Below are 23,975 nucleotides of genomic sequence, written 5' to 3' on the forward strand. Positions count from 1 at the left end.
AGCTCGCGATACGGGAGTGTGCAAATGAACCTCACGAATCTGACCATGGGCGCGGTCGCGCTCGGACTTCTCGCCATGACGGTTCCGGCCATGACGACTCCGGCGCAGGCTCTGCCCTCGGCGACTCCGGCGCTCGCCGCCGGCGCCGCCTCAGATATCGCCAAGGCTCGTTATCAGGACTATCCGGGCTCGCGCGCCTCCAAGGCGACGAAAGGCCGCTCCGCCGCCTATGGCGGGTCGGCGGCGTCGCAGAAAAGCTGGAAATCCGGCAAGGCCGGCGTGGCGGGCGTGGAGGGCAAGGCGGGCATGGCCGGGCAGGGCGGCTCGCAAGGGCGCTCGGCCATTCAGGGGCGCTCGTCCAGCCAGTGGCGCTCCTCGGTCGGCGGTCATGGCATAGCGCCCTATAGCGACATTCCGCATCGCGCCATGAAGGGCGGTTCTCAGAAGGGCGGTTCTCACGGAGCGCCCGCCAGCGCCCGCTGACCGCTCGAACCACGGGGCCCCGCGCGGGCCTCGCGCGCCGCCGGCCATTCGCTGCGCCGGCGGCGTTCTCGCTCTCATTTCCCGCGCCCAGAGAGCAGAGCCGTGACTTTAACGCTCCCTTAACCATGGGCGCGGACACTCGAGCCCCTGAGACATCGCCTCGGCGTCGCTCAGGAGGTCTCCCATGTCGACGGCAGAGGCGCGCCGAGCAGCGCCCCCTTCGCGGCCCCACACCCTCCGGCTTTCTCGGCTCGTCGGCCTCGTCGCTCTGTCTGTCGGAGCGGGGGCGGCGGCCGGCTTTCTGCTCGGCTCGCGGACCGGGGTCAAGGATGCGCTGCAGACCGCGCGGAGCATAGACGCGCAGACCCTCGCCAAAGCGCTCGATTGGAAGCCGGAAGTCTCCTTCGGTCTCGAGCAGCGTCGCGAGATCGCCCGCCTGCTCGAAGAGGCGCGGGCGACGCGCGCGCTGATCGAAGCGCTTCGTCACGACGAGGAGGCGTTGCGCGCCGGGGCGCGGCTGCGCGCGCTAGAGACGGCGCGCGATTCGGGCGCCCAGCGGCTCGAGCGGCTGGAGCAGCGCCTCGACCGGCTCGAAAATGCGCGCATCGATCCCATGCCGACAGGGTCGATCGCGCCCAAGGGCGAGACCCGCCGGGACCCTCGCCCGCCGTCCGCCGCCCCACGCTGACCGCGCGATCTCATTTCTCGATCGTTTCTACGCCGGCCTGCCGTCGCTTTTCCGCGAGCCGGCCCGGCGGCGACATGCAATTGTCATATGGCTTGGCCATTGGACGGCGGCGCATCGCGTAAGGGACGCTCGATTCTCCTCCTTCGGGAGGTGACGGGAATTACCGGCTGTGCGACATGCTCTCCCGCCGGGGCGCCCGCCGCCGGCGTTCTTTGCGCCTCGCTTCGCCGAAAGCCGGTCGTTCATGCTGAACAGTTTCGTCTCGCTCACTGCGCTCGGCCGCCGCACTCTGCCCAATTTCTGGGATTTCGTCGCTCTGGCGCTCGTCCTCGGCGTCTTCGCGCTCGCCGCGCTCGGCTCGCGCGGCATGTCTCTGCCGCTCGAAGCGCCCGAGACGGCGCAATTGACGCTCGATTATTCGGCGCTGCCCTATTACGGCCTGCGCACCACTCTGCGCATGTTCGCGGCGATCGGCTTCTCGCTGCTCTTCACGCTGCTCTATGCGACTCTCGCCGCCAAGAGCCGGCGCGCCGAGATGATCCTCGTGCCGCTGCTCGACGTTTTGCAATCGGTGCCAGTGCTCGGCTTTCTCTCCTTCACGGTGACCTTCTTCCTCGGTCTCTTCCCCGGATCGACGCTCGGCGCGGAGGGCGCCGCCATATTCGCCATCTTCACCAGTCAGGCCTGGAACATGGCCTTCTCCTTCCACCAGTCGCTGCGCACCGTGCCGCGCGATCTCGACGAGGTCGCGGCGAGCTTCGGCCTCACCGCCTGGCAGAAATTCTGGCAGCTCGAGGCGCCCTTCGCCATGCCGGGCCTCATCTGGAACATGATGATGTCCATGTCCGGCGGCTGGTTCTTCGTCGTCGCCTCGGAGGCGATCACCGTCGGCGATGTGAATGTGCGTCTGCCGGGCGTCGGCTCCTATCTCGCGCTGGCCATCGAGAGCAAGCGCATCGATTGCGTGGTGGCGGCGGTGGTCGCCGTGGCGCTCATCATTCTCGCCTATGACCAATTGCTGTTTCGGCCCATCGTCGCCTTCGCGGGAAAATTCCGCGTCGAGCTGTCGGCGTCGCAGGACGAGGCGGAGAGCTGGGTGCGCGACCTCTTCGTCCGCACGCGCTGGCTGCGCGTCGCGGCGTCCTGGCCGGCCTCTCTGCTGCGCCGCGCCTCGCTGTGGAAAATGGCCTTGCCCATCAAGGGGCCGCGCTTGCCGCAGAGCCGCCGGGCGTCCGCCGTCTTCGACGTCGTGTGGTTCGCGGCGATCGGCGCGGTCTTCTTCTATTCGCTCTATCTCGTGTTCGAGTTCGTGCGCAGCGCCATCAGCCTGGACGAGTTCCGCCATGCGCTGCTGCTGACCTTCTACACGCTGATCCGCGTCGTCGTGCTGATCGCGCTGGCGACGCTGGTCTGGGTTCCGATCGGCGTCTGGATCGGCCTGCGCCCGCGCGTCGCCGAGAAGATCCAGCCGCTCGCGCAATTTCTCGCGGCCTTTCCGGCGAATGTGCTCTTTCCCATAGCGGTGATCGGCATTCTCACCTTCCGGCTCGATCCCGACATATGGCTGTCGCTGCTGATCATCTTCGGCACGCAATGGTATATTCTCTTCAATGTCATCGCCGGCGCCTCGGCCTTTCCCAATGATCTGCGCGAGGTCTCGGCCAATTTCCGCATTCGCGGCTTCACCTGGTGGAAGAATGTCATTCTGCCGGCGATCTTCCCCTATTACGTGACCGGCGCGCTCACCGCCTCGGGCGGCTCCTGGAACGCCGCCATCGTCGCCGAATATGTGAAATGGGGAAACGACACGATCGAGGCGCAGGGCATCGGCGCCTATATCGCCGCAGCCACGGCGGCGGGCGACTATCCCAAGATCGTGCTCGGCGTCTCGCTGATGAGCGTCGTCGTCATTCTGTTCAACCGGCTGTTCTGGCGCCAATTGTTCGGCTTCGTCGAACGTCGCCTGCGCCTTTCCTGAGGATCACGCCATGTCCGATCGCGCCATGTCCGCTACGGCGAAAGCGCCTCTTCTCGAGCTCCGCAACGTCTTCCAGGCCTATGGCCGTTCGAGCGGCGAAAAAGGCCCGGTCGTGCTCGACGATATCTCGCTCCGGCTCGATGATAGCCAGATCGTCGGCCTGCTCGGCCGCTCGGGCTGCGGCAAATCCTCGCTGCTGCGCATCGTGTCGGGGCTGGCGCGGCCGTCTGGCGGCGACGTCCTCTATCTCGGCGAGAAGGTGGATGGCCCGGTCGACGGCGTCGCCATGGTGTTTCAGAGCTTCGCGCTGTTTCCCTGGCTCTCGGTGCTCGCCAATGTGGAGCTCGGCCTGCGCGCCAAGGGCGCGCGCGAGGCGGACGCCCGCCGCCGCGCGCTGCAGGCGATCGACATCATCGGTCTCGACGGCTTCGAGAACGCTTTTCCCAAGGAGATTTCCGGCGGCATGCGCCAGCGCGTCGGCTTTGCGCGCGCGCTGGTCGTCTCGCCCAATATTCTGCTGATGGACGAGCCCTTCTCGGCGCTCGACGTGCTGACCGCCGAGACCCTGCGCACCGATCTGCTCGATCTCTGGGTCGAAGGCCGCATGCCCATCAAATCCATACTGATGGTCACGCACAACATCGAGGAGGCGGTGTTGATGTGCGACCGCATCGTCGTGCTCTCCTCCAATCCCGGCCGCATCGCCGCCGAGATCAGAGTGACGCTCGCCCATCCGCGCAATCGGCTCGATCCGGAGTTCCGCCAGCTCGTCGACCAGATCTATGCGCTGATGACGCGCCGCGCCGAGCCCGCCAAGACACGCGAGGGGACCTTCCCCGGCCTCGGCCTCGGCATGGCGCTGCCGACGGTCTCGACCAACACGCTGGCCGGCATGATCGAGGAGGTGGCGGCGCCGCCTTATGACGGCAAGGCCGATCTGCCGGCGCTCGCCGACAGCCTGCAGCTCGAGATCGACGATCTCTTCCCCGTCGCCGAGACTTTGCAGCTCCTGCGCTTCGCCGAGCTCGCCGAGGGCGACATCAAGCTGACGACCGCCGGCAAGCGCTTCGCGGAGATGGACGTCGACCAGCGCAAGAAGCTGTTCGGCGACCATTTGCTCGCCTATGTGCCGCTGGCGCAGCGCATCCGCCGCGTGCTCGACGAGCGGCCGTCGCATTACGCGCCCGCCACGCGCTTCCGCGAGGAGCTCGAGGATTATATGAGCGAGGACTATGCGGAGATGACGCTGAAGAGCGTCACCACCTGGGGCCGCTATGGCGAGATTTTCGCCTATGACGAAGGCGCGCAGACCTTCAGCCTGGAAAATCCGCAATAGGCGCGCGCGTCAACTGGCGCGCATCATCTGACGCGGTTCAGCTGCCCGCGCAGCTCGCCCTCGGGATGCTTGGCCGAGTGGATGTTGAAATACCACTGGCCGTCCTCGAGCTGCTTGACCTGCTGGGGTTCGAGCGTCGCCGAGCCCTGGAACGTCTCTTCCACGGCTTCGACCGGAAGCACGGGAGCGGCATTCTCGCCGGCCTTGGCGGGACCATGGAAATGCGCCTTCAGCTCCTGGCCCTGCAGGCCAACATAATAGCCCTTCCAGCTGATTTTCCGCGTCTTCGGGTCGAGCGTGACGGCGATGGAGCCGACGCCCTTGCTCGCGCTCGGCGGATTTTCGGACCCGCCGGAGAGGTCGCCCTTGAACATCTGCACTTCCGCCGCGGCGGGAAAGGCGGCCAAGGCCAGAGCGATGGCGGCCGCGAGCGTGAGCGATGCATTCCTGGACATTTGTGGACCTCCGTGTCAAATGGCGGGAGAACGCCCCCGAGGGCTTGCCACCTAACGCGCCCGCGCGACGCTTCAAGCCGCCCGCCTGAGCCTTTGCGGCTGCGGCGCAAGAGCCGAACGCGCGGCCGCGCATCGATTTGGGAAGAGCGAAATGGCCGACTGGTATAATGAGATCAGCCTCGAGGATTTGAAGAGCGGCATCGCCGACAAATCGATCATTCTGGTCGATGTGCGCGAGGCGGACGAATACGCCCAGGGCCATATCGACGGCGCGCTGTTCGTGCCGCTGTCAGCCTTCGATCCGAGCAAGATTCCGGCTCCCGCCGAGGGTCAGAAGGTGGTGGTCTATTGCCGCTCCGGCAAGCGCTCGGTGAACGCCATGGAGCAGGCCCGCCTCTTCGGCCGCCGCGACGTCAGCACCCATTTCGGCGGCGGCATCATCGGCTGGCAGAAGGCCGGGGAACCGGTGGTCACGGGGATGTGATGGGGGGGGCGTGCGCGGCTCCAAGGCCGGCGAGAGGCGGAGGACAATCCGCGAGCCGCTGGATCAGCGGCTCTTCTCGCTCGATACGGCCCGCTACGACGAATTTCTGCGCGCGCTCGAAAATCCGCCGGCGCCGGGGCCGAAGCTGCTATCGCTGCCGCGCCGCGTTCCGGCATGGCGGAAATAGCGGCGCTTCACTTCCGGCGGTCGAACAGAGCCCGCCCCGTGGGGACGAGCCACATTAGAAGCCGAGCTTCAAATCCCGATCGACCTTGCCGCGGGACCTTTTGAACGCTTCCGCGAAATCGTCCTCGAGCGCGATGGAGGCGAGGGCGAATTCGATGAGATCGGCGTCCGTCTCTATTCCGGTAAGTCGCTTGGCCTGCGCGAGCAGGCCGGATCGCTCCGCGGCCTGCATGACGGCGTCGAAGCGGGCTTTATCGATGGCGCGCTCGCCGGGCGCCGTCGTGGCGCGTGCTGGGTTGCATTTGTTCGCCATGTTTCGTTCTGGTGATTTCCGCCGGAGCGCGGATAGCCCTTTTCGTTGACGCCTTCGCCATGATGACTGTCGCGTGTTCGACAAACTCCACAGTTGTCGAACATGAGCTCAAATTTGGAGCCGAGAGTGCGTAACAGTCACAATTGCGTGAAAAATGTACTATGTATAAATATATTATACCTATTTTATAAAATGGAGACTCGAAATGTCCAAGTATGAATCTATCACCAGACATCTAGTTTCATTGGATATGAATCAATGGGTTGCAAGTTTTGCTGAGCTTGAAGCGCTTCTGGAAGCGTCGCTCCCGCACAGCGCTTATCACTATGCCGCTTGGTGGTCGAACCAGGGCAGTGGGGGCCATTCGCAAAGCAGGGCTTGGCAAGATGCGGGTTGGCGCACGACCAAGCTCGATCTCGAAAATAGACGTGTGACGTTCGTTCGCGAATGCCCTCGATCTGTTGCAAAATCGACTTCGACGGATTCATACGATGATGGAAAGAAGGCTGTTTCGACGGCGACTCCTGCCGCGTCGGCCGATGGTATTTCTATCGCGGAAGCCAAGGCGCGGCTTGCAGCCTTTCTCGGAGTTGCGCCGGAGAAGATAGAAATTACTATCCATGGATAGTTTGCTACTCCCACTCGATCGTCCCCGGCGGCTTGCTGGTCACATCGTAGACCACGCGGTTCACCCCGCGCACCTCATTGATGATGCGCGTCGCCGCCCGGCCTAGAAAATTCATGTCGAAGGGATAGAAATCCGCCGTCATACCGTCAGTGCTCGTCACCGCGCGCAGGGCGCAGACATGGTCGTAGCTGCGGCCGTCGCCCATCACACCCACTGTGCGCACCGGCAGCAGCACGGCGAAGGCCTGCCAGATCACGTCATAGAGCCCGGCCTTGCGGATCTCGTCGAGATAGATGGCGTCCGCCTTGCGCAAAATCTCCAGCTTCTCGCGGCTGATGCCGCCGGGGCAGCGGATCGCGAGGCCGGGGCCGGGGAAGGGGTGGCGGCCGACGAAAGCCTCGGGAAGTCCCAGCTCGCGGCCGAGCGCGCGCACCTCGTCCTTGAACAATTCGCGCAAGGGCTCGACCAGCTTCATATTCATGCGCTCGGGCAGGCCGCCGACATTGTGATGCGATTTGATTGTCACCGACGGCCCGCCGGAGAAGGACACGCTCTCGATGACGTCCGGGTAGAGCGTGCCCTGCGCCAGAAATTGCGGCGCGCCACGGCCATCGGCGGCGATCTTCTTGGCCTCTTCTTCAAAAGTCTCGATGAAGAGGCGGCCGATCGTCTTGCGCTTGACCTCCGGGTCCTCGACGCCCTCGAGCGCTTGCAGGAACAGCTCCTGCGCCTCCACATGCACGAGCGGGATGTTGTAGTGATCGCGGAAGAGGGTGACGACCTCCTCCGCCTCGCCGCCGCGCAGCAGGCCGTGATCGACGAAGACGCAAGTCAGCGCATCGCCGATCGCCTCATGGATCAGCACGGCGGCGACGGCGGAATCGACGCCGCCCGAAAGCCCGCAGAGCACGCGGCCGGAGCCGACCTGCTTGCGGATCGCGTCGATCGCTTCGCCGCGAAAGGCCGACATGGTCCAATCGGATTTCAGCCCAGCGACCTTATGGACGAAATTGGAGATGAGCTTGGCGCCGTCCGGCGTATGCGCGACCTCGAGATGGAATTGCACGCCGTAATAGCGCCGCGCCTCGTCGGCGATGGCGGCCATGGGCGCGTTCTCGGAGGCGGCGATGACGCGAAACCCCTCCGGCAGGCGGGTGACGCGGTCGCCATGGCTCATCCACACGGGATAGCGGCCCCCCTTTTCCCAGACGCCGGCAAAGAGCGGGCTCTCCTCGACGACGCCGATCTCGGCGCGGCCGAATTCGCGATGATGCCCGCCCTCCACTGCGCCGCCCAATTGCGCGGCCAGCAATTGCTCGCCGTAGCAGATGGCGAGCACGGGGATTTTCGCGTCGAAAATGCTCTGCGGCGCGCGCGGCGAGCCGTCCTCGGTGACGGAGCAGGGGCCGCCGGAGAGGATCACCGCCTTGGGGCGGATTTCGGCGAAGGCGCGCTCGGCGCTCTGGAAGGGCGCGATCTCGCAATAGACGCCGGCCTCACGCACGCGCCGCGCGATGAGCTGTGTCACCTGCGAGCCGAAATCGACGATCAGCAGCTTGTCGTGGCGATCGGCGATGTCGTGGCGGAAGCTCTCAGTGGCGGTCATGCTGGTCTTTCGTGTGTGGGGGCGCGCGAGACGTAGTGACTACCTCTCGTAGTCGGCAATGCGCAAGAGCGCGGCGCGCCGCCTCCCCAACCCTCCCCCGCTGCGCGGGAGAGGGGGCAGATTGCGCGCTTCATCGAAATTGCGCAAAAATTGTTTGTTGAACAACGACCGCGCTGTTCTTCCCCTCTCCCGCGAAGCGGGGGAGGGGGCCAGGATGCGGCAGACCCGCCTGATGACAAAGCGCGCAAGGAGTCTCAGACGCGAGCTGACGGACGCGGAACGTAAGCTCTAGTACGCATTGCGCGCGCATCGACTCGCAGGGTTGTCCTTCCGCCGCCAAGCGCCTTGCGGGCCGTTCATCGCGGATTTTCTCTGCGCCGAAGCGCAGCTGGTAGTCGAGGTCGACGGGGCCACTCATTCGACCGAAGAAGAAATCGCCGACGACAGGCGTCGTGACGAATGGTTCGCCGCCAATGGCTATCACTTGCTGCGCGTGACCAATTCGGAAGTCTATCGAAACCTCGACAGTATTTGCGAAACGATACTTGCTGCCGCTCACCCTCGCTTCAGCACGCACACATAGAACCCATCCGTCCCCGCCGTGTGCGGCGTCAGGCGAATGCCCGCCCCGTGCGGCGAGGCGAAGCGCGCCAGCTCAGGCAGCCCGGCCTTTGCCGCCGCCTCCTCGGCCGGAACAGTGGAAAAATCCGCATGATCGGCGAGAAACCGCGCGATCTGATCCTCATTCTCGTCGCGCAGCAGCGAGCAGGTGACATAGACGACGCGCCCGCCCGGCTTCACGAAGCGCGGCGCCTTATCGAGCAGCTCCCGCTGCTCGGCGATGCGCTCCTCGAGCGCGCCGGGGGCGATGCGCCATTTGGCGTCCGGATGGCGCCGCCAGGTCCCGGTTCCGGTGCAAGGCGCGTCGATCAGCACGAGGCCGCAGCGCGCCTCGAGATCGGCGAGCACATCGGCCTGCCCGCGCGGGGCGCGCACCTGCACATTGCGCGCGCCGGCTCGCTCGAGCCGCGGATAAATGGGGGTGAGGCGACGGCCGTCGTCGTCGAAAGCGTAGATTTGCCCGCGATTGTGCATCTGCCCGGCGAGGGCCAGCGTCTTGCCGCCGCCGCCTGCGCAAAGGTCCAGCACCTGTTCGCCGGGCTCGGCGGCGCAGAGCAGAGCGGCGAGCTGCGAGCCCTCGTCCTGCGGCTCGACGAGGCCTTTGACATAGGCGGGCTCGGCCGTGAGCGCCGGGCCGCGCCCCTTGGCCGGGGGCGCGATGCGCAGGCCAAACGGCGAGAGCGGCGTCGGCTCGGGGGAAAGATGCGCGAGACGGCGCAGCGCGTCCTCGCGCGAGGCCTTCAAAATATTCGCGCGCAGATCGACCGGCGCGCGTTCGGCCAGCGCGCGGCCCTCATCGGCGGCCGATTCGCCGAAGGCCGTCTCGAAGCGCTCGGCCAGCCATTCCGGATAATCGCCGCGCACATGGGCCGGCGCGCCCTCCAGCGTCACTGTAGCGAGGCGCTCGCGCTCTTCGTCCGTGAGCGGGGCGGAGGCGTGGCCCTCGCCGGAAAACAGCGCCGAGACTTCCTCTTCCGAGAGGCCGCGGGCCTCGCGCAGCGAGCCGATCACGACGGCCCGCGGCGTGTCCGCGCCCATCACAAACGCCGCCGAGGCGCGCTTGCGCAGCGCGTCGAAGACGAGGCTCGATATGGACGCGCGGTCCTTGGAGCCGGCGAATCGGTGGGAGAGGCCCCAATCCTTGATCGCATCGGCCGCGGGACGGCGGCGCTCGGCGAGTCCGGCGAGGATTTCAATGGCGGCGGAGACTTGGGCGGCTGGCATCATGGTCGGTCCAGCTTTACGGCCTCTGGGGCCGGCAGGCCAGCGCCTGCGCGCCCCTCGAGAGCAGATAGCGCGTGGAAAAACAAAAAGTCTCAGAAAATAGCCACGGCAGCGCTCATGGCCACATTCTAGCCTCAATGGCCTCGCTCAAGTCATGTTGCGCCGCAAAAATCGCAGCGTTTTCCACCCCCCCATCGACGGAAGCCAAAATGCGCTCTCTTCGTCCGCTCGCCGCTATTCTGATCGCCCTCTCGCTCGCCGCCTGCGCGGCGCAGTCGCAGCCCGACCTGACCCCGCCGCCGAAGAAGCCGCTCGACGCCAAGACGCAGCTCGAGACCGGCCGCAAATATTGATTTTCGCTTCGCCGTCGCGGGTCGTCAAAAGACGATCCGCGCGGCGAAGATCGCCCCTCAGCGTCATTCCGCGGACGAGGATGCGTCCGCGTAGAGCAGCGCCAGCAGTTTCGCCGACAATTCTTGCGTCGACAGGCCCAGAGCGAAGGCGGTCTGTCGATAGTCGCCGTTGAAGCGGCGCAATGTGCGCAGGACCAGCCGGCGTTCGACGGCCTCGATCGAATAGCCGATGAGCATATCCACGGCTATGTCCGCAGTGTCGAGCGGAATTTGTCCATGACTTTGCAGAGGTTGAGCGGCAGCGCGATCGATCGCATCCTCCTCTCCAGCGATCAGCAGGATTCGGCTTTGGTCCGAATCCCCGTCCGTCGGAATGCGAGGACGTTTGCTCCGATCGGCTCCCATCGGCTCGCCCTTCGACGCCAGCGAAAATGCGACAGGATCGCCGACGGAGAGATAAGGCCCGTCTTCGTCGAACCGCACCAGAAATTGCGGCGCGAGGCCCTGGAAATCGACGGCATAGACGAGCGTCAGCTCCGCGCCGAGCGCCCGCAGCCTGACGCGCCGATATTTGCTCTGATCGTCGCCGGATCGCCGGCTTCCCGGATCTTCGTCACGACGCAGTCCGCGCCGTCCGAAGGGCGTTGCGCCGGCGCAGGCGCGTGTGGAGCGGCCCGACATCAGGCGCCTCCTCGCGCCTGCCAGCCCGCATAGACGCCGACAACCGCCGCCACGAAGACCAGCGCCGCGCAAGCGGCCCCTCCGGCGGCGAGAAGCCCGACGACCGCGCCGGAGACCGCGGCGATCATCATTCCGGTGACAGTGTCCGACACGCGGACATCCCCGGCCTCGAGGTCGCCGGGGCGCGCGCGCTCGTCCGGGACAGCAAGCTCGTTGCTGCCTAAGGTCGAAGGGAAAGAAGACATTTTCTCATCCCCGCGTCGGCGCTGGGCGGTAGCGTCGAACTCTCGATTTCGCGGCATAAACGGTCCTTTGTGACCATAACTAGCGCGTAAAAATCCTGTGACATCGTGCGCATGTTAGCATTGTAATTACAGGATTATTTTAACCGAGCGCATATTTCAAGGCGCAGGAAAGAAAGGACCGATTTTGTCAAGCCTTTCTGTCTCGTAATGAGATGGTTTGGTAGACAAAAACCGATTCTTTACGACGTGGCAGCGCTGTTTTGGCATCGAGACACGAGAACAAATAATGATCGTCGGCTATGCGCGAGTATCAACAGACGAGCAAAAACTCGATCTGCAGCTCAAAGCCTTAGAAAAGGTAGGATGTGACGAAATTTTTACAGATCATGGGCGATCAGGACTTGATTTCAGTCGCGCCGGTCTGGAGAAAGCGATGCAAAATTTGAAGTCCGGCGACACTTTGATCGTCTGGCGCCTGGATCGCCTCGGCCGGTCTTTGCCGGCTCTCGTCACGCTGATGGATCAGCTCGGGAAGCGAGGGATCGATTTTCAGTCCCTGACCGAGAACATCAACACGACCTCATCGGGCGGCCGGCTGATGTTCCATATGATGGCGGCGCTGGCCGAGTTCGAACGTTCCCTCATCAGCGAAAGAACGCGGGCGGGGCTCTCCGCCGCGCGCGCGCGGCTGCACGCTCGGGCGGCCGAAATCGCTCAGCCCAGATCAGATCGCTGACGCTTTCGAAGCCATACGACACGAGAAGACGCAGGTACAGGAGGTGGCGGAGGAACTGGGCGTGTCCGTTCGCACCCTCCAGCGGAGCCTGCGCAACGCCTTTCCCGCCGGTCGGGGCTAGAAGAATCTTTCCATGTTTCATCGAAACGCGGAAAGATCCTGAGCGGCGCGTTTCCAACGCCGAACCGGCATCCACTTCGGCTGGAAACGCGCTAGATTCTCGCGTGGGAGCGAATTCTGATCGATCGAACGATTCCGTTCGATCGGAAAGCGCTCTAGTCGATAGTGACGAGGCATTATTCATGTTCCGCCGAACATGAATGATGCTGCCAGCGAATGTCATTCGGCCTCGAACTCGCGGCCGCGGGTCGTCAGGAAAAGACGATCCGCGCGGCGAAGATCGCCCACATCAGGGCGAGCAGCGCGAAGCCCGCCGCGAAGGCGAAAAATCGCCGCTGCACATGATTGCTGGTGATGTGAATTGAGGCGTGCGCGTAACGCGTCGCGACAAAAGCCCATTCCAGCGCGACGAATAAAAGGTCCGCCTTCTCCGTGACCAGCGTCAGCGCGACCAGCGCATAGAACAGCACGGGCAGCTCGAATTGGCTGGCGTAGGAATTGGCGAGCTGGGCGATTTGGTCCGGCCAGCCCCGATTGAGCGCTATATCCGCCGGCTTCACCACTTTGCCCCGCAGCGTGCGAATGCGCGACAGCGCGAGAGCGACGAGCAGCCCCAGAGCGAGAGCGACGAGAGCGAAGACGGGGAACAAAACCAATTTCGTGGACAAGATCGTTCAATCCGATTCGAATTTCCCGGTCACGCGATGCTGGGCGCTGATGCGCCGCACAGTGCCGGTCGAGGAGCGGTAGACGAGCGTCTCCGTCTCGATGAAATCCTTGCCGAAGACGACGCCGAACAAGAGCGGCCCGTCGGTGACGCCCGTCGCGCAGACGACGACATCGCCCGAGGCGAGCTCCTCGAGCTCGTATTTCTTGCGCGGATCGAGCACGCCCATCTCCGCCGCCCGCGCGACCTTGGCCGCGCTGTCCAGCACGAGGCGGCCTTGCATCTGGCCGCCGACGCAGCGCAGCACGGCCGCCGCCAGCACGCCCTCCGGCGCGCCGCCTGCGCCCAGATACATGTCGACGCCGGTCTCCGCCGGCTGGGCGGTGAAGATGATTCCCGCCACATCGCCGTCGCTGATGAGCCGCACCCGCGCGCCCGCCGTGCGGCATTTGGCGATCAATTCGGCATGGCGCGGCCGGTCCAATATGCAGATGGTCACATCCTGCGCCGCGACGCCCTTGGCCGCAGCCAGCGCGGCGATATTGGCGCCCGGCTCATTGTCGAGATCGACGACGCCCTTGGGATAGAAGGGCCCGATGGCGATCTTGTCCATATAGACGTCCGGCGCGTAGAGCAGCGAGCCTGCGGCGGCGATGGCGACGATGGAGATCGCGCCCGCCATATCCTTGGCGCAGAGCGTCGAGCCCTCGAGCGGCGCGACGGCGAGATCGACGCGCGGGCCGGCGCCGGCGCCCACCTCCTCGCCGATGAACAGCATGGGCGCCGAATCGCGCTCGCCCTCGCCGATGACGACGCGGCCGCGAATCGCAAGCTTGTCCAATTCGCTGCGCATGGCGTCGACGGCGGCCTGATCCGCCGCCATCTCATCGCCGCGCCCGCGCCAGCGCGCCGCGGCCACGGCGGCTCGCTCGGTGACGCGCACGAGCTCGAGCGTCAGATTGCGGTCGAGGCCCTTGCCCTGTTTAGCGCCGATGTCCTGCTTAGCGCCGATGTCTGCGGCCGATGCGGGGCGCGCCATGCTTTTTTTCTCCGGCGATGCGCTTATTCGCGCTCGATGCGGATGACCTGCGCCGGCTCGGCGATGACGCCGTCGGCGTAGATGGCGTCGAGCGCCTCGCGCACCAGGCGCTCCGTCGTCGCATGGGTGATGAGAATCACCCCGACTTGGGCGTCGCCGCTGCGCCGCGCCGCGCGCGCGCCATGCTGCATGATGCTCTCGAGCGAGATTTTGCGCTCGGCCATGGCCGTGGCGATGGCGGCGAAGGCGCCGGGCACGTCCGGCACGGCGAGACGAATATAATAGCCGCCCTCGTGCAGCGCCGCCGGGGCGCGCTCGAGCTTGCGCAGCGCGGCGCTCGGCAGGCCGAAGGGGGCAGAGCGCACGCCCTTGGCGATATCGGCGATATCGGCGACGACCGCGGAGGCGGTGGCGTCGCCGCCGGCGCCGGGGCCGACCAGAGTCAGCTCATGCACCGCGTCGGCGTCTATGGTGACGGCGTTGGTGACGCCCATCACCTGGGCGATGGCCGTCGTCTTGCGCACCATTGTGGGATGCACGCGCTGCTCTATTCCCTGCGCCGTGCGCTGGGCGACGCCGAGCAGCTTGATGCGGAAGCCGAGCTCGCCCGCCGCGTCTATATCGGCCAAGGTGACGCGCTCTATCCCCTCTATCTCGACCGCCTCGGGCGCGATGCGCGCGCCGAAGGCGAGCGAGGCGAGAATCGACAGCTTATGCGCCGTGTCGAAACCGCCTATGTCGAAGGTCGGGTCGGCCTCGGCGTACCCTAAGCGCTGCGCCTCCTTCAGGCATTCCTCGAAGGAGAGGCGTTCCGCCTCCATGCGGGAGAGGATGTAATTGCAGGTGCCGTTGAGAATGCCATAGACGCGCTCGATCGAATTGCCGGCGAGCCCCTCCCGCAGCGTCTTGACGATGGGGATGCCGCCGGCGACCGACGCCTCGAAGGCGAGCGCGACATGGCGGCTCTCGGCGAGCTCGGCCAGCGCCGAGCCATGGGCGGAGAGCAGCGCCTTATTGGCGGTGACGACGGATTTGCCCTTGATGAGCGCCGTCTCGACGCTGACGCGCGCCGGCCCTTCGGCGCCGCCGATGAGCTCGACGAAAAGGTCGATTCCGTCCGAGGCGGCGAGGGCGACCGGATCGTCATGGAAGGTCGCGCCGGCGAGATCGACGCCGCGGTCCTTGCCGGGATCGCGAGCGGAGACGGCGGTGACGACGATGTCGCGCCCCGTGCGCGCCGCCAGCGCCTGCGCCTGCCGTTGCAGCAGCCGCACGACCGATGCGCCCACCGTGCCCAAGCCCGCGACGCCGACGCGCAAGATTTCCGCCATTTGACCCTGTTCCGGAAAACGAGTTCGCGACGCGAGGCCGCGGCGCGGGCTGTTGTGGCTTATTCCGGCGGACGGATCAAGGAAAGCCTTCCCGGGAGCGGCGCGCCGAACGAGGGCGGCGGCGCGCCGAATAGTGGTTCCGGGCGGTTCAGCTGCGGCGCGTCAGCAGCCGCATTTGGCTTCGCAGGACTTCTTCTCGACCTTGGCTGCTTCGATATTGCCGCCATAGGCCTGCGTCGCCTTGATCCAGACGTCGTCGCAGCTCTCCATGCAATGGGCCTGCTTGTCGTCTCCGCGTATGTCGCAGCTCACTTTTTCGATCAGTCGCGGCGAGAAGCCGAGGTCGCCGCCGAACCGATAGGGGTTCGCCTGGGCGAAGCTCGCGCCGGCCGCAATGGTGACGAGGGCGAGGGTGAAGACAAGGCGAATTTTCATGTTCGATTCCTCCAACTGCGGGACCCTCGAGACGTCGCTCGCGCCAATCGCGAGGCCGACGGGGGCCTTCTTCTTTCGTTCTTACGAGCCGCCTTCGACCTGCGGTGTGGACGAAGGCGGCTCGACCGACCGGGGAACGCGCCTCCGGCGACGAAATGTCGGCCACGCGCGCCTTCGGCGCGCATCCTCGCGTTCTCGCCGGAGCGGCCGCCGCGAGAGGGAAAAAACGGGCGGTCGCCGACGCAAACACGAGGATCCGAGCGTAATTGTCGATGCGCGATGAGCATCGGCAATTATATCGATATACGATATTATTCATATCGGAGACCGATCTATCCGGCAAGCCTGCGCTGGCGGCGGGGGGAAGGGCGCGACAATAGAACGCAGCTTGCGTTCGCGGGTTGGGCTCGGGGCTTGCGCACGCGGCTTGCGATCGGGGCCTGCGACTTGACGGACGGCCGGGGAGCGCGCATGTTAGGCGCATGACGATCTCGCTCCGTTCCCGCACTCTTTGTCGGATCATTATCAGCTAGCGCATAAGCTGGCCGGAGCCGTCACGTCCCTCACTATGACACGCAATGACGCCCCGGGCCGGCAGGCCGAGGGGAAATTCATGTCGTCCGACGCTCCCGTTCTGAAGCTCTACAATACGCTGACGCGCGCCAAGGAGGAGTTTCGTCCTCTCGATCCGGCGAATGTGCGCATGTATGTCTGCGGCCCGACCGTCTATGACTACGCCCATATCGGCAATGCGAGGCCGATCATCGTTTTCGACGTGCTGTTTCGTCTGCTGCGCCATCTCTATGGCGTCGATCATGTCACTTACGTCCGCAACATCACCGACGTCGACGACAAGATCAACGCCCGCGCCGCCGAGCGTGGTATCACCATTCGCGAGCTGACCGAGGGCACAAATAAGATCTTCCAGGAGGATGTGAAGGCGCTCGGCTGCCTCGAGCCGAGCGTGCAGCCGCGCGCCACCGAGCATATCGCCGAGATGATCACGCTCATCGAGAAGATGATCGCCGCCGGCCACGCTTATGCGGCGGATGGCCATGTGCTGTTCGACGTGCCGTCGATGGCGGATTATGGCCGTTTGTCGCGTCGTCCGCTCGACGAGATGATCGCCGGCGCGCGCGTCGATGTCGCGCCCTATAAGCGCGGCGACATGGATTTCGTGCTGTGGAAGCCGTCAAAGGAGAGCGAGCCTGGCTGGGAGTCGCCCTGGGGACGCGGGCGGCCCGGCTGGCATCTCGAATGCTCGGCCATGTCATGGAAGCATTTGGGCGAGGTCTTCGACATTCACGGCGGCGGCATCGATCTCGTGTTTCCGCATCACGAGAACGAGATCGCCCAGACGCGCTGCGCCTTCGGTCACGAGGCGATGGCGAATTACTGGATGCACAATGGATTCCTGCAGGTCGAGGGCGAGAAAATGTCCAAGAGCCTGGGGAATTTCGTGACCATCAACGAGCTGCTGCATACGGAGAATTTCGGCGGGCGGAAGTGGCCCGGCGAGGTGCTGCGCCTCGCCATGCTACGCACGCATTATCGTCAGCCGATCGATTTCACCGCGAAGGCGCTGGAGGAGGCGGAGGCGAGCCTGCGCAAATGGAGCGCGCTGATCGGCGAGGCCTCCGCCGATCCCTCGGCGTCCGGCGAAGTTCTGAGCGCGCTCGCCGACGATCTGAACACGCCGCTCGCGCTGGCGTCCCTGCATGAGCTGGATGGCGCCGCGCTCGACGGAGCATTGAAGCTCTTCGGCATAGACATTCGCGCCTATCGGCTTTGGGTCGACGGCGAGACGAAACAGGTGGTGGATGCGGAGCGGGTTTCCTCCTTGATCTCGACGCGCCTCGCCGCCCGCGCGGCAAAAAACTGGGCCGAATCCGATCGCATTCGCGACGAGCTCGCGGCGATGGGCGTCGCGCTGAAGGACAATAAGGACGGCACGACGACATGGGAGGTGAAGCGATGAATCTTCACCTCTCTCGAACATTATCCAACAATCGAGACGCGCGACTCCTTCTCCCGCTTTGGGGGAGAAGGTGGCCCGGCGCCGCCGGGTCGGATGAGGGCTCGCCGCGGCGACTGGAATCGTTGGGTGTGCTCAGGGACCCTCATCCGACCTCGCTTCGCGAGGCCACCTTCTCCCACGAGTGGGAGAAGGATATACGTACGAAGATTCCGCCTTTCGCGAGAGGAGACCACGCCCATGCTTAAGAACGACTGGCGCCGATTTCTCCCCTTTCCAGGGCATTGGGCGTCCTATCTCGTGTTCAAGCTCCTCATCCTCGCGCTCGCAGCCATCGCCGCATGGCATGTGCTCGCGGCATTCGAGATCATCTAGCCATGGCGCGCGCCGCTTCCGCTCCCGGGCTTCGCCCCTTGCTGCCGACCGACGCGCCTCGGCTCGCGCAATTGTTTCGCGCCAGCGTCGAGACGCTCGCGGCGGAGGATTACGGCGAGGATCAGCTCGCCGCCTGGGCCGCCGCCGCCGATGACGAAGAGGCTTTCGCCAAAAAGCTCACCGGCGCGCTCACCCTCGTCGCCTCGCTCGACGGCGAGATCGCCGGTTTCGCGTCGCTGCGCGAGAACACGCTCCTCGACATGCTCTATGTGCATCCACGCGCGGCGCGGCGCGGCGTCGCCTCGGCGCTCGCCGACGCCATGGAAAAGCTCGCCGCCGCGCGCGGAACGCGCGAGATCAGCGTCGACGCCTCCGACGCCGCGCGCGATTTCTTCGTGGCGCGCGGCTATGTCGCCCATCAACGCAACATGCGCGAGCTGCGCGGCGAATGGCTCGGCAACACGACGATGAAGAAGATACTCGAGCGCAAGGCTGCAACGCAATGACACGGGAGAGGCTGACGCTCTTCGACACCACGCTACGCGACGGCGCGCAGACGACCGGCGTCGATTTTTCGCTGGCCGACAAGCGCCAGATCGCCGCAATGCTCGACGAGCTCGGCCTCGATTACATCGAGGGCGGCTATCCCGGCGCCAATCCGCTCGATACGGAATTCTTCGCGAAACGCCCGCCATTGAAGGCGCATTTCGCCGCCTTTGGCATGACGCGGCGGCAGGGGCGTTCGGCGTCGAACGATCCCGGCGTCGCCGCTCTGCTGGACGCCGATTGCGATTGCGTGACCTTCGTCGCCAAGGCCTGGGATTATCAAGTGCGTGTCGCGCTGCGCTCGACGCTCGAGGATAATCTCGACGGCATTCGCCAATCCGTCGCGGCGGCCGTCGCGCGCGGCAAGGAAGCGCTCGTCGATTGCGAGCATTTCTTCGACGGCTATAAGGACAATCGCGATTACGCGCTGGCCTGCGCCAATGCTGCGCATGAGGCCGGCGCGAGGTGGATCGTGCTCTGCGACACCAATGGCGGCTCGCTGCCACATGAGGCAGAGCGCATCGTCGCCGAGGTCGCGCGCCTAATTCCGGGCGACAAGCTCGGCATTCACGCGCATGACGATACGGGGCAGGCGGTCGCCGTCTCGCTCGCCGCGGTGCGCGGCGGCGCGCGGCAGATCCAGGGCGCGCTGAACGGCCTCGGCGAGCGCTGCGGCAACGCCAATCTCACGACGATCATCGGCAATCTTCTGCTCAAGAGCGAGTTTTCGGATCGCTTCGAGATCGGCGTGACGCGCGAGAGCCTGACGCATTTGACGCGCACCAGCCATGCGCTCGACGAATTGCTCAATCGCGCGCCCAATCGTCACGCGCCTTACGTCGGCGCCGGCGCCTTCGCCACCAAGGCCGGCATTCACGCTTCCGCCGTGCTCACCGATCCGCGCACTTATGAGCATGTGCCGCCGGAGAGCGTCGGCAATCAGCGCCGCGTGCTGGTGTCCGATCAAGCGGGCAAATCCAATATCGTCGCCGAGCTGGAGCGATTGGGAATCACTCTCTCGAAGGACGATCCGCGGCTCACGCGCCTGCTCGACGAGGTGAAGGAGAAGGAGGCGCAAGGCTACGCCTATGAGGGCGCCGACGCTTCTTTCTATTTGCTCGCCAAGCGCGTGCTCGGCGAGGTTCCGCATTATTTCGACATTGAGCGCTACAGCGTCGCCGTGGATCGCCGCTTCGGCGCCAATCTCGGCGCCGAGGAGGCGGGCGCGGAGGCGATCGTCAAGCTGCGCATCGATGGCCGCTCGACCATTTCCGCCGCCGAGGGCAATGGCCCGATCAATGCGCTCGATGTCGCGCTCCGCAAGGATCTCGGCAAATATCAATCCTTCATCGAGGATGTGAAGCTCGTCGATTATCGCGTGCGCGTATTCCAGGGCGGCACGGATGCGGTGACGCGCGTGCTGGTCGAATGCGCGGACGCCGAGGGGGAGATATGGTCCACTGTCGGCGTCTCGCCCAATGTCGTCGACGCCTCTTTCGAGGCGCTGGTCGACGCCATCGTCTATAAGCTGGTGAGATCGGGCGCGGTCTAGCCATTCTTTCCTTCTCCCGCTCGCGGGAGAAGGTGGCCTCGCGAAGCGAGGTCGGATGAGGGCCGGCGCGGTAGCGAAAAGCTCAACGAATTTCCGCGAACCGCAGCATCCCTCATCCGACCCGACTACGTCGGGCCACCTTCTCCCATTTCATGGGAGAAGGAATCGCGCGCCTTCAAAAATGCTGCTCTATGGCTTTCTCGTCGCCTTCATGCTTGGCGACGCGTGTCGCGCGCAGCATGGGGATCACATCCTCTATGCGCTCGGCGACCATATAGCGCACTTCATAGCCCGGGCGGATGAAGCCGGCGTTATGCATATGCGCGAACAGCGACAAAAGCGGCTTCCAGAACCCGCCTATGTCGGCGATGACCAGCGGCTTGCTGTGGCGGCCGAGCTGAATCCAGGTCAATTGCTCGGTCAGCTCCTCGAGCGTGCCAATGCCGCCGGGCAGCGCCACGAAAGCGTCGGACTTCTCGAACATCAGACGCTTGCGCGTATGCATGTCCGGCACGACTTGAAGATCGGTGACGGAGGAGAGCGCGATCTCGCGCTCGTCGAGAAAGCTCGGAATGATTCCGGTGACCTTGCCGCCCTGCGCGAGCACGGCTCGGGCGACGGCGCCCATGAGGCCGCAAGAGCCGCCGCCGAAGACGAGCTCGATTCCCTCGCGCGCGAGCGCCGCGCCGAGCGCTTCCGCGGCGTGGGCGTAGATGGGATCGTCGCCGGTCGAGGAGCCGCAATAGACGCAGACGCGTTCGATTTTTCGAATATCGCTCATTTTCATTTGATGGCCCGCCCGAGCACCCGCGTCAAGGCCGCCCGCCGCCGGCGGCGTGAGCGGAGCGCTCGTGCGTTGGCGCTCCAAACCACCTATATGAAATCCAGATGTCATTTCGGCGCCTCCACGGCAAGGACTGGAAAAGGGTGATGCGACAGGTCGACGGAGAAGAAGAGCAGGCTTTGGCGCAGGTCTCGATACATGGGGTGGTCGAGGAGCTCGAAAAGCCTATCGGGCGCGAGTCCGTCATCGGGACCATTCGCAACCTCTGGCCCTATATATGGCCGAAGGGGCGGCGCGACCTCGAGCGACGCATCCTCATCGCGCTTGCTCTGCTCATTGTCGGAAAATTGGTGAATATGGCCGTTCCATTCGCCTTCAAATGGGCGGCGGACGGCTTGGCTTCGGGCGCCGCGGTCCCGACGCTCCTCGGCGGCGCGGTCGGCTTCACCATTCTCTACGGCGTGCTGCGGGCGGTCTATGCGCTCTTGACGCAGGCGCGCGACGCCCTATTCGCCGCCGTCGCCATGCATGCAGTGCGGCGGCTCGCCAATCACGTCTTCGTGCATATGCATCACTTGTCGCTGCGGTTCCACATCGGCCGCAAGACCGGCGGGCTGACCCGCGTGCTGGAGCGCGGCCGCGACGGCATAGAGACGCTCACGCGGCTTCTCATGTCGACGGCGGTTCCGACCATTGTCGAATTCGCGCTGGTCGTCGGCGTGCTCACCGTGCAATTCGACTGGGATTATGCGCTCGTCGCCATGGCGACGATCGTCGCTTTTCTGCTCTACACGCTGATCGCCACCAATTGGCGCATCGCCATTCGCCGCTCGATGAACGAGAGCGACGTCGACGCCAATGTGAAGGCGATCGACAGCCTGCTCAATTACGAGACGGTGAAATATTTCGTCGCCGAGCGGCGTGAGGCGGAGCGCTACGACAAATCCATGGCGATCTATGAGGGCGCCAGCATACGCTCCTACATCTCGCTCGCGCTGCTGAACGCCGGACAGGCGGTGATCTATACGATCGGCCTCGCCGTCATCATGCTGATGTGCGTCGAGGGCGTGCGCAGCGGGCGCAACAGCATCGGCGATTTCGTGCTGGTCAACGCTATGATGATCCAGCTCTATCAGCCGCTCAATTTCATGGGCACGCTCTATCGCGAGACGCGGCAGGCGATCGTCGACATCGAAAAAATGTTCGCCATTTTGTCGCAGCAGCCGGAGATCGCCGATCGTCCCGGCGCCGCGGATCTCGATGTGCGCGAGGGACGCATCGTCTTCGATGATGTCGTCTTCGCCTATGACAACAAGCGGCCGATCCTGCAGGGCGTGAGCTTCACCGCCGAGCCCGGCGCGACCATCGCCATTGTCGGCCCCTCGGGCGCCGGAAAATCGACGATCTCGCGGCTGATGTTCCGCTTCTACGAGCCGCAGTCGGGACGCATCACCATCGATGGGCAGGACATATCCGCCGTCACGCAGCGCTCGCTGCGCGAGGCGATCGGGATGGTGCCGCAGGATACGGTCTTGTTCAACGACAGCATCGCCTACAATATCCGCTATGGCCGCTGGGACGCGAGCATGGAGGAGGTGCGCGAGGCGGCGCGGCTGGCGCAGATCGACAGCTTCATTCGCTCGCTTCCGGACGGCTATGACGCGCAGGTCGGCGAGCGCGGGCTGAAGCTCTCGGGCGGCGAGAAGCAGCGCGTCGCCATAGCGCGCACGATTTTGAAAGGCCCGCCGCTGCTCATTCTCGACGAGGCGACCTCGGCGCTGGACAGTTTCACCGAGCAAGAGATTCAAGAGGCTCTGGCGCGCGTCTCGCGCGGCCGCACGACGCTCGTGATCGCGCATCGTCTGTCGACAGTGGTGGATGCGGACGAAATCCTGTTCCTCGATCGCGGTCGCATCGTCGAGCGCGGCGCGCATCTGCAATTGCTGGCGAAGGACGGGGCCTATGCGGCCATGTGGCGCCGCCAGCGTCAGGCCAACGAAGCGGAGGAGGCGTTGCTCGGCGCCAGCGCCGAGGAGAGGGCCGAGGCGGATATGGCGGAGTGACGCGTTTCGGCCGACGCGATCAGGCGTCGGAGGCGCGCGCCCATATCATGCCCATGTCGTTTGCTTTCTGCGCGTCGCCCAGCTGCTCGGTCACGATCGTTTCGAACCCGTGCTCGGCCAGCAGATCGACGATGCGCCTCGATCTTTCTTGAAATTCCTCGACCTCGACGACGACTTGCTTGATCTTCGGCCAGTCCACATCCTCGACGCCGAGCAGCACGTCGAGCTCGGCGCCTTCCACATCGACCTTCAGCAGGTCCACATGCTCGACGCCCTGTTCACGCAGGATCTGCGAGATGGTCCGGACCTCGCAATCGAAATATTCGATCTTGGTCAACCACCATGTCACGACATCGAGGACGAGTGAGCGAAGCGGCCGCGGGGCGGGGCGCAGCCAGCGGAACAAGAGGCCGGCGTCGACATCGCCGGAGAGACATTGCTTGAGCCGCGAGCGCGTGAGGCCGAGATTGGATTGGTCGACATAGGCGGACGACCAGCAGGCGAGCCGCGGGAAATTGGCGAAGCGGAGGCGTTTCGCTTCAGACGCGACTCCGAACGAAAAGACGCGCATCTTCTCGCCGCCGATCGCCGCGGCGTTGTGGCGCAAAATGTCGAATGTCGCGGGGATCGGCTCGAAGCAGAAAATCCGCGCGTTGCTTTCGCAAAGACGCGAGGCTTGCGCTGCAAAGAGGCCGATATTCGCGCCAATGTCGAGAATCGTGTCGCCGGGGCGCAACGTCACGCCATGTCGGAAGTAATTGGGGATGTCGTTATCGTAGAGATACTTCGCCTCGATCCTATTGAGGCAGGCGAGCGGCGACGCGCCAGGCTCGAGCACGATCTCGGAATAATGCGCCATTCGTGAATCTCCACTGAAACGGAAACGCCAATTCGTCATGTCGCCCGACCATGTCGCCCGACCATGTCGCCGATCGATATCATGTTCCTCATATAGCACGTTTTTTTAATATAGCGGCAGTGGACTGACTCGCGGCGTTCACAATGGGCGGCACCGATCGTCGAGCAGCAGAACGACGTCCTTCTGGCTCGAGACCCCTTCGTCCGCTCGAA

At 64.8% G+C, this 23,975-nt stretch carries 28 protein-coding genes; 16 read left to right on the plus strand and 12 right to left on the minus strand.

The features are described from left to right. The first annotated feature begins 24 nt into the window (after positions 1 to 24). The 4 genes from AC6IY7_RS13860 to AC6IY7_RS13875 all read left to right on the plus strand — a co-directional run bounded on the left by AC6IY7_RS13860 (position 25) and on the right by AC6IY7_RS13875 (position 4,485). On the plus strand, positions 25 to 483 hold the full coding sequence (locus AC6IY7_RS13860; RefSeq protein ID WP_497779897.1) for a hypothetical protein: 459 nt from the start codon (positions 25 to 27) through the stop codon (positions 481 to 483). Between the two features lie 184 nt (positions 484 to 667). After that, positions 668 to 1,171, plus strand: coding sequence for a hypothetical protein (locus tag AC6IY7_RS13865; protein WP_497779898.1), 504 nt, complete (start codon positions 668 to 670; stop codon positions 1,169 to 1,171). Positions 1,172 to 1,415: 244 nt separating this feature from the next. Then, positions 1,416 to 3,149 carry an ABC transporter permease gene (locus AC6IY7_RS13870; RefSeq protein WP_497779900.1) on the plus strand — a complete coding sequence of 578 codons (1,734 nt, stop codon included), beginning with the start codon at positions 1,416 to 1,418 and terminating at the stop codon, positions 3,147 to 3,149. 10 nt (positions 3,150 to 3,159) lie between these two features. Next, the gene (locus AC6IY7_RS13875) at positions 3,160 to 4,485 is read left to right on the plus strand and encodes an ABC transporter ATP-binding protein (protein ID WP_497779904.1); all 1,326 of its coding nucleotides are present in this window, start codon (positions 3,160 to 3,162) and stop codon (positions 4,483 to 4,485) included. A 23-nt stretch (positions 4,486 to 4,508) separates the two neighbouring features. On the opposite strand, the gene AC6IY7_RS13880 is transcribed toward AC6IY7_RS13875, so the two are convergent. Next, entirely contained in the window at positions 4,509 to 4,940 is a 432-nt protein-coding gene (locus AC6IY7_RS13880) for a CHRD domain-containing protein (protein WP_497779905.1), read from the minus strand. A gap of 151 nt (positions 4,941 to 5,091) precedes the next feature. On the opposite strand from AC6IY7_RS13880, the gene AC6IY7_RS13885 reads away from it, so the two are divergent. Then, entirely contained in the window at positions 5,092 to 5,424 is a 333-nt protein-coding gene (locus AC6IY7_RS13885; protein ID WP_497779907.1) for a rhodanese-like domain-containing protein, read from the plus strand. A 10-nt stretch (positions 5,425 to 5,434) separates the two neighbouring features. Beyond that, complete coding sequence (locus AC6IY7_RS13890; protein WP_497779910.1) at positions 5,435 to 5,611, plus strand: type II toxin -antitoxin system TacA 1-like antitoxin; 177 nt, start codon at positions 5,435 to 5,437, stop codon at positions 5,609 to 5,611. Positions 5,612 to 5,665: 54 nt separating this feature from the next. On the opposite strand, the gene AC6IY7_RS13895 is transcribed toward AC6IY7_RS13890, so the two are convergent. Beyond that, complete coding sequence (locus tag AC6IY7_RS13895; protein ID WP_497779911.1) at positions 5,666 to 5,923, minus strand: hypothetical protein; 258 nt, start codon at positions 5,921 to 5,923, stop codon at positions 5,666 to 5,668. A 205-nt stretch (positions 5,924 to 6,128) separates the two neighbouring features. Here AC6IY7_RS13895 and AC6IY7_RS13900 point away from each other — a divergent pair, with 205 nt between their 5' ends. Then, a complete protein-coding gene (locus AC6IY7_RS13900; protein ID WP_497779912.1) occupies positions 6,129 to 6,551 on the plus strand; it encodes a DUF7662 domain-containing protein in 423 nt (140 codons plus the stop codon). A gap of 4 nt (positions 6,552 to 6,555) precedes the next feature. Here the strand turns inward: AC6IY7_RS13900 and guaA are convergent, their stop codons facing one another. Then, a complete protein-coding gene (guaA, locus tag AC6IY7_RS13905) occupies positions 6,556 to 8,157 on the minus strand; it encodes a glutamine-hydrolyzing GMP synthase (protein WP_497779913.1) in 1,602 nt (533 codons plus the stop codon). Between the two features lie 322 nt (positions 8,158 to 8,479). On the opposite strand from guaA, the gene AC6IY7_RS13910 reads away from it, so the two are divergent. Then, positions 8,480 to 8,740 carry an endonuclease domain-containing protein gene (locus AC6IY7_RS13910; protein ID WP_497779914.1) on the plus strand — a complete coding sequence of 87 codons (261 nt, stop codon included), beginning with the start codon at positions 8,480 to 8,482 and terminating at the stop codon, positions 8,738 to 8,740. Here the strand turns inward: AC6IY7_RS13910 and AC6IY7_RS13915 are convergent. Further along, on the minus strand, positions 8,713 to 10,005 hold the full coding sequence (locus AC6IY7_RS13915; RefSeq protein WP_497779916.1) for an RsmB/NOP family class I SAM-dependent RNA methyltransferase: 1,293 nt from the start codon (positions 10,003 to 10,005) through the stop codon (positions 8,713 to 8,715). The genes AC6IY7_RS13910 and AC6IY7_RS13915 overlap by 28 nt on opposite strands. A 206-nt stretch (positions 10,006 to 10,211) precedes the next feature. Here AC6IY7_RS13915 and AC6IY7_RS13920 point away from each other — a divergent pair, with 206 nt between their 5' ends. After that, positions 10,212 to 10,355 carry a hypothetical protein gene (locus tag AC6IY7_RS13920; RefSeq protein WP_196410281.1) on the plus strand — a complete coding sequence of 48 codons (144 nt, stop codon included), beginning with the start codon at positions 10,212 to 10,214 and terminating at the stop codon, positions 10,353 to 10,355. A 63-nt stretch (positions 10,356 to 10,418) separates the two neighbouring features. Here the strand turns inward: AC6IY7_RS13920 and AC6IY7_RS13925 are convergent, their stop codons facing one another. Then, on the minus strand, positions 10,419 to 11,036 hold the full coding sequence (locus AC6IY7_RS13925; protein WP_497779917.1) for a hypothetical protein: 618 nt from the start codon (positions 11,034 to 11,036) through the stop codon (positions 10,419 to 10,421). Next, positions 11,036 to 11,188 (minus strand): hypothetical protein, encoded by a 153-nt coding sequence (locus AC6IY7_RS13930; protein WP_497779918.1) that lies wholly within the window; start codon positions 11,186 to 11,188, stop codon positions 11,036 to 11,038. The genes AC6IY7_RS13925 and AC6IY7_RS13930 overlap by 1 nt, the downstream gene beginning before the upstream one ends. Before the next feature lie 379 nt (positions 11,189 to 11,567). Between AC6IY7_RS13930 and AC6IY7_RS13935 the strand changes: the two genes are divergently transcribed. Beyond that, entirely contained in the window at positions 11,568 to 12,017 is a 450-nt protein-coding gene (locus AC6IY7_RS13935) for a recombinase family protein (RefSeq protein WP_497779919.1), read from the plus strand. Positions 12,018 to 12,030: 13 nt separating this feature from the next. Further along, positions 12,031 to 12,138: a hypothetical protein gene (locus tag AC6IY7_RS13940; RefSeq protein WP_497782847.1), complete on the plus strand. Its 108-nt coding sequence runs from the start codon at positions 12,031 to 12,033 to the stop codon at positions 12,136 to 12,138. 250 nt (positions 12,139 to 12,388) lie between these two features. On the opposite strand, the gene AC6IY7_RS13945 is transcribed toward AC6IY7_RS13940, so the two are convergent. The 4 genes from AC6IY7_RS13945 to AC6IY7_RS13960 all read right to left on the minus strand — a co-directional run bounded on the left by AC6IY7_RS13945 (position 12,389) and on the right by AC6IY7_RS13960 (position 15,609). Further along, entirely contained in the window at positions 12,389 to 12,805 is a 417-nt protein-coding gene (locus AC6IY7_RS13945) for an MAPEG family protein (RefSeq protein WP_497779920.1), read from the minus strand. Positions 12,806 to 12,811: 6 nt separating this feature from the next. After that, positions 12,812 to 13,843 carry a class II fructose-bisphosphatase gene (glpX, locus tag AC6IY7_RS13950; RefSeq protein ID WP_497779921.1) on the minus strand — a complete coding sequence of 344 codons (1,032 nt, stop codon included), beginning with the start codon at positions 13,841 to 13,843 and terminating at the stop codon, positions 12,812 to 12,814. A 23-nt stretch (positions 13,844 to 13,866) separates the two neighbouring features. Next, complete coding sequence (locus AC6IY7_RS13955) at positions 13,867 to 15,174, minus strand: homoserine dehydrogenase (protein ID WP_497779922.1); 1,308 nt, start codon at positions 15,172 to 15,174, stop codon at positions 13,867 to 13,869. A gap of 162 nt (positions 15,175 to 15,336) precedes the next feature. Beyond that, positions 15,337 to 15,609 (minus strand): hypothetical protein, encoded by a 273-nt coding sequence (locus AC6IY7_RS13960; RefSeq protein ID WP_497779923.1) that lies wholly within the window; start codon positions 15,607 to 15,609, stop codon positions 15,337 to 15,339. Positions 15,610 to 16,222: 613 nt separating this feature from the next. Between AC6IY7_RS13960 and cysS the strand changes: the two genes are divergently transcribed. The 4 genes from cysS to cimA all read left to right on the plus strand — a co-directional run bounded on the left by cysS (position 16,223) and on the right by cimA (position 20,057). Next, complete coding sequence (gene cysS, locus AC6IY7_RS13965) at positions 16,223 to 17,587, plus strand: cysteine--tRNA ligase (protein ID WP_497779925.1); 1,365 nt, start codon at positions 16,223 to 16,225, stop codon at positions 17,585 to 17,587. Between the two features lie 237 nt (positions 17,588 to 17,824). Next, positions 17,825 to 17,959 carry a hypothetical protein gene (locus AC6IY7_RS13970; protein ID WP_331936231.1) on the plus strand — a complete coding sequence of 45 codons (135 nt, stop codon included), beginning with the start codon at positions 17,825 to 17,827 and terminating at the stop codon, positions 17,957 to 17,959. Positions 17,960 to 17,961: 2 nt separating this feature from the next. Next, complete coding sequence (locus AC6IY7_RS13975) at positions 17,962 to 18,465, plus strand: GNAT family N-acetyltransferase (protein WP_497779927.1); 504 nt, start codon at positions 17,962 to 17,964, stop codon at positions 18,463 to 18,465. Then, positions 18,462 to 20,057, plus strand: coding sequence for a citramalate synthase (gene cimA, locus AC6IY7_RS13980; protein WP_497779929.1), 1,596 nt, complete (start codon positions 18,462 to 18,464; stop codon positions 20,055 to 20,057). The genes AC6IY7_RS13975 and cimA overlap by 4 nt, the downstream gene beginning before the upstream one ends. A 175-nt stretch (positions 20,058 to 20,232) precedes the next feature. On the opposite strand, the gene AC6IY7_RS13985 is transcribed toward cimA, so the two are convergent. Next, complete coding sequence (locus AC6IY7_RS13985) at positions 20,233 to 20,838, minus strand: LOG family protein (protein ID WP_497779931.1); 606 nt, start codon at positions 20,836 to 20,838, stop codon at positions 20,233 to 20,235. Positions 20,839 to 20,987: 149 nt separating this feature from the next. Between AC6IY7_RS13985 and AC6IY7_RS13990 the strand changes: the two genes are divergently transcribed. Next, the gene (locus AC6IY7_RS13990) at positions 20,988 to 22,904 is read left to right on the plus strand and encodes an ABCB family ABC transporter ATP-binding protein/permease (RefSeq protein WP_497779933.1); all 1,917 of its coding nucleotides are present in this window, start codon (positions 20,988 to 20,990) and stop codon (positions 22,902 to 22,904) included. A gap of 19 nt (positions 22,905 to 22,923) precedes the next feature. Here AC6IY7_RS13990 and AC6IY7_RS13995 read toward each other — a convergent pair whose 3' ends face one another. Next, positions 22,924 to 23,763 carry an FkbM family methyltransferase gene (locus AC6IY7_RS13995; RefSeq protein ID WP_497779935.1) on the minus strand — a complete coding sequence of 280 codons (840 nt, stop codon included), beginning with the start codon at positions 23,761 to 23,763 and terminating at the stop codon, positions 22,924 to 22,926. Positions 23,764 to 23,975: the final 212 nt, after the last annotated feature.

It is taken from the genome of Methylosinus sp. is20ea (assembly GCF_059718135.1).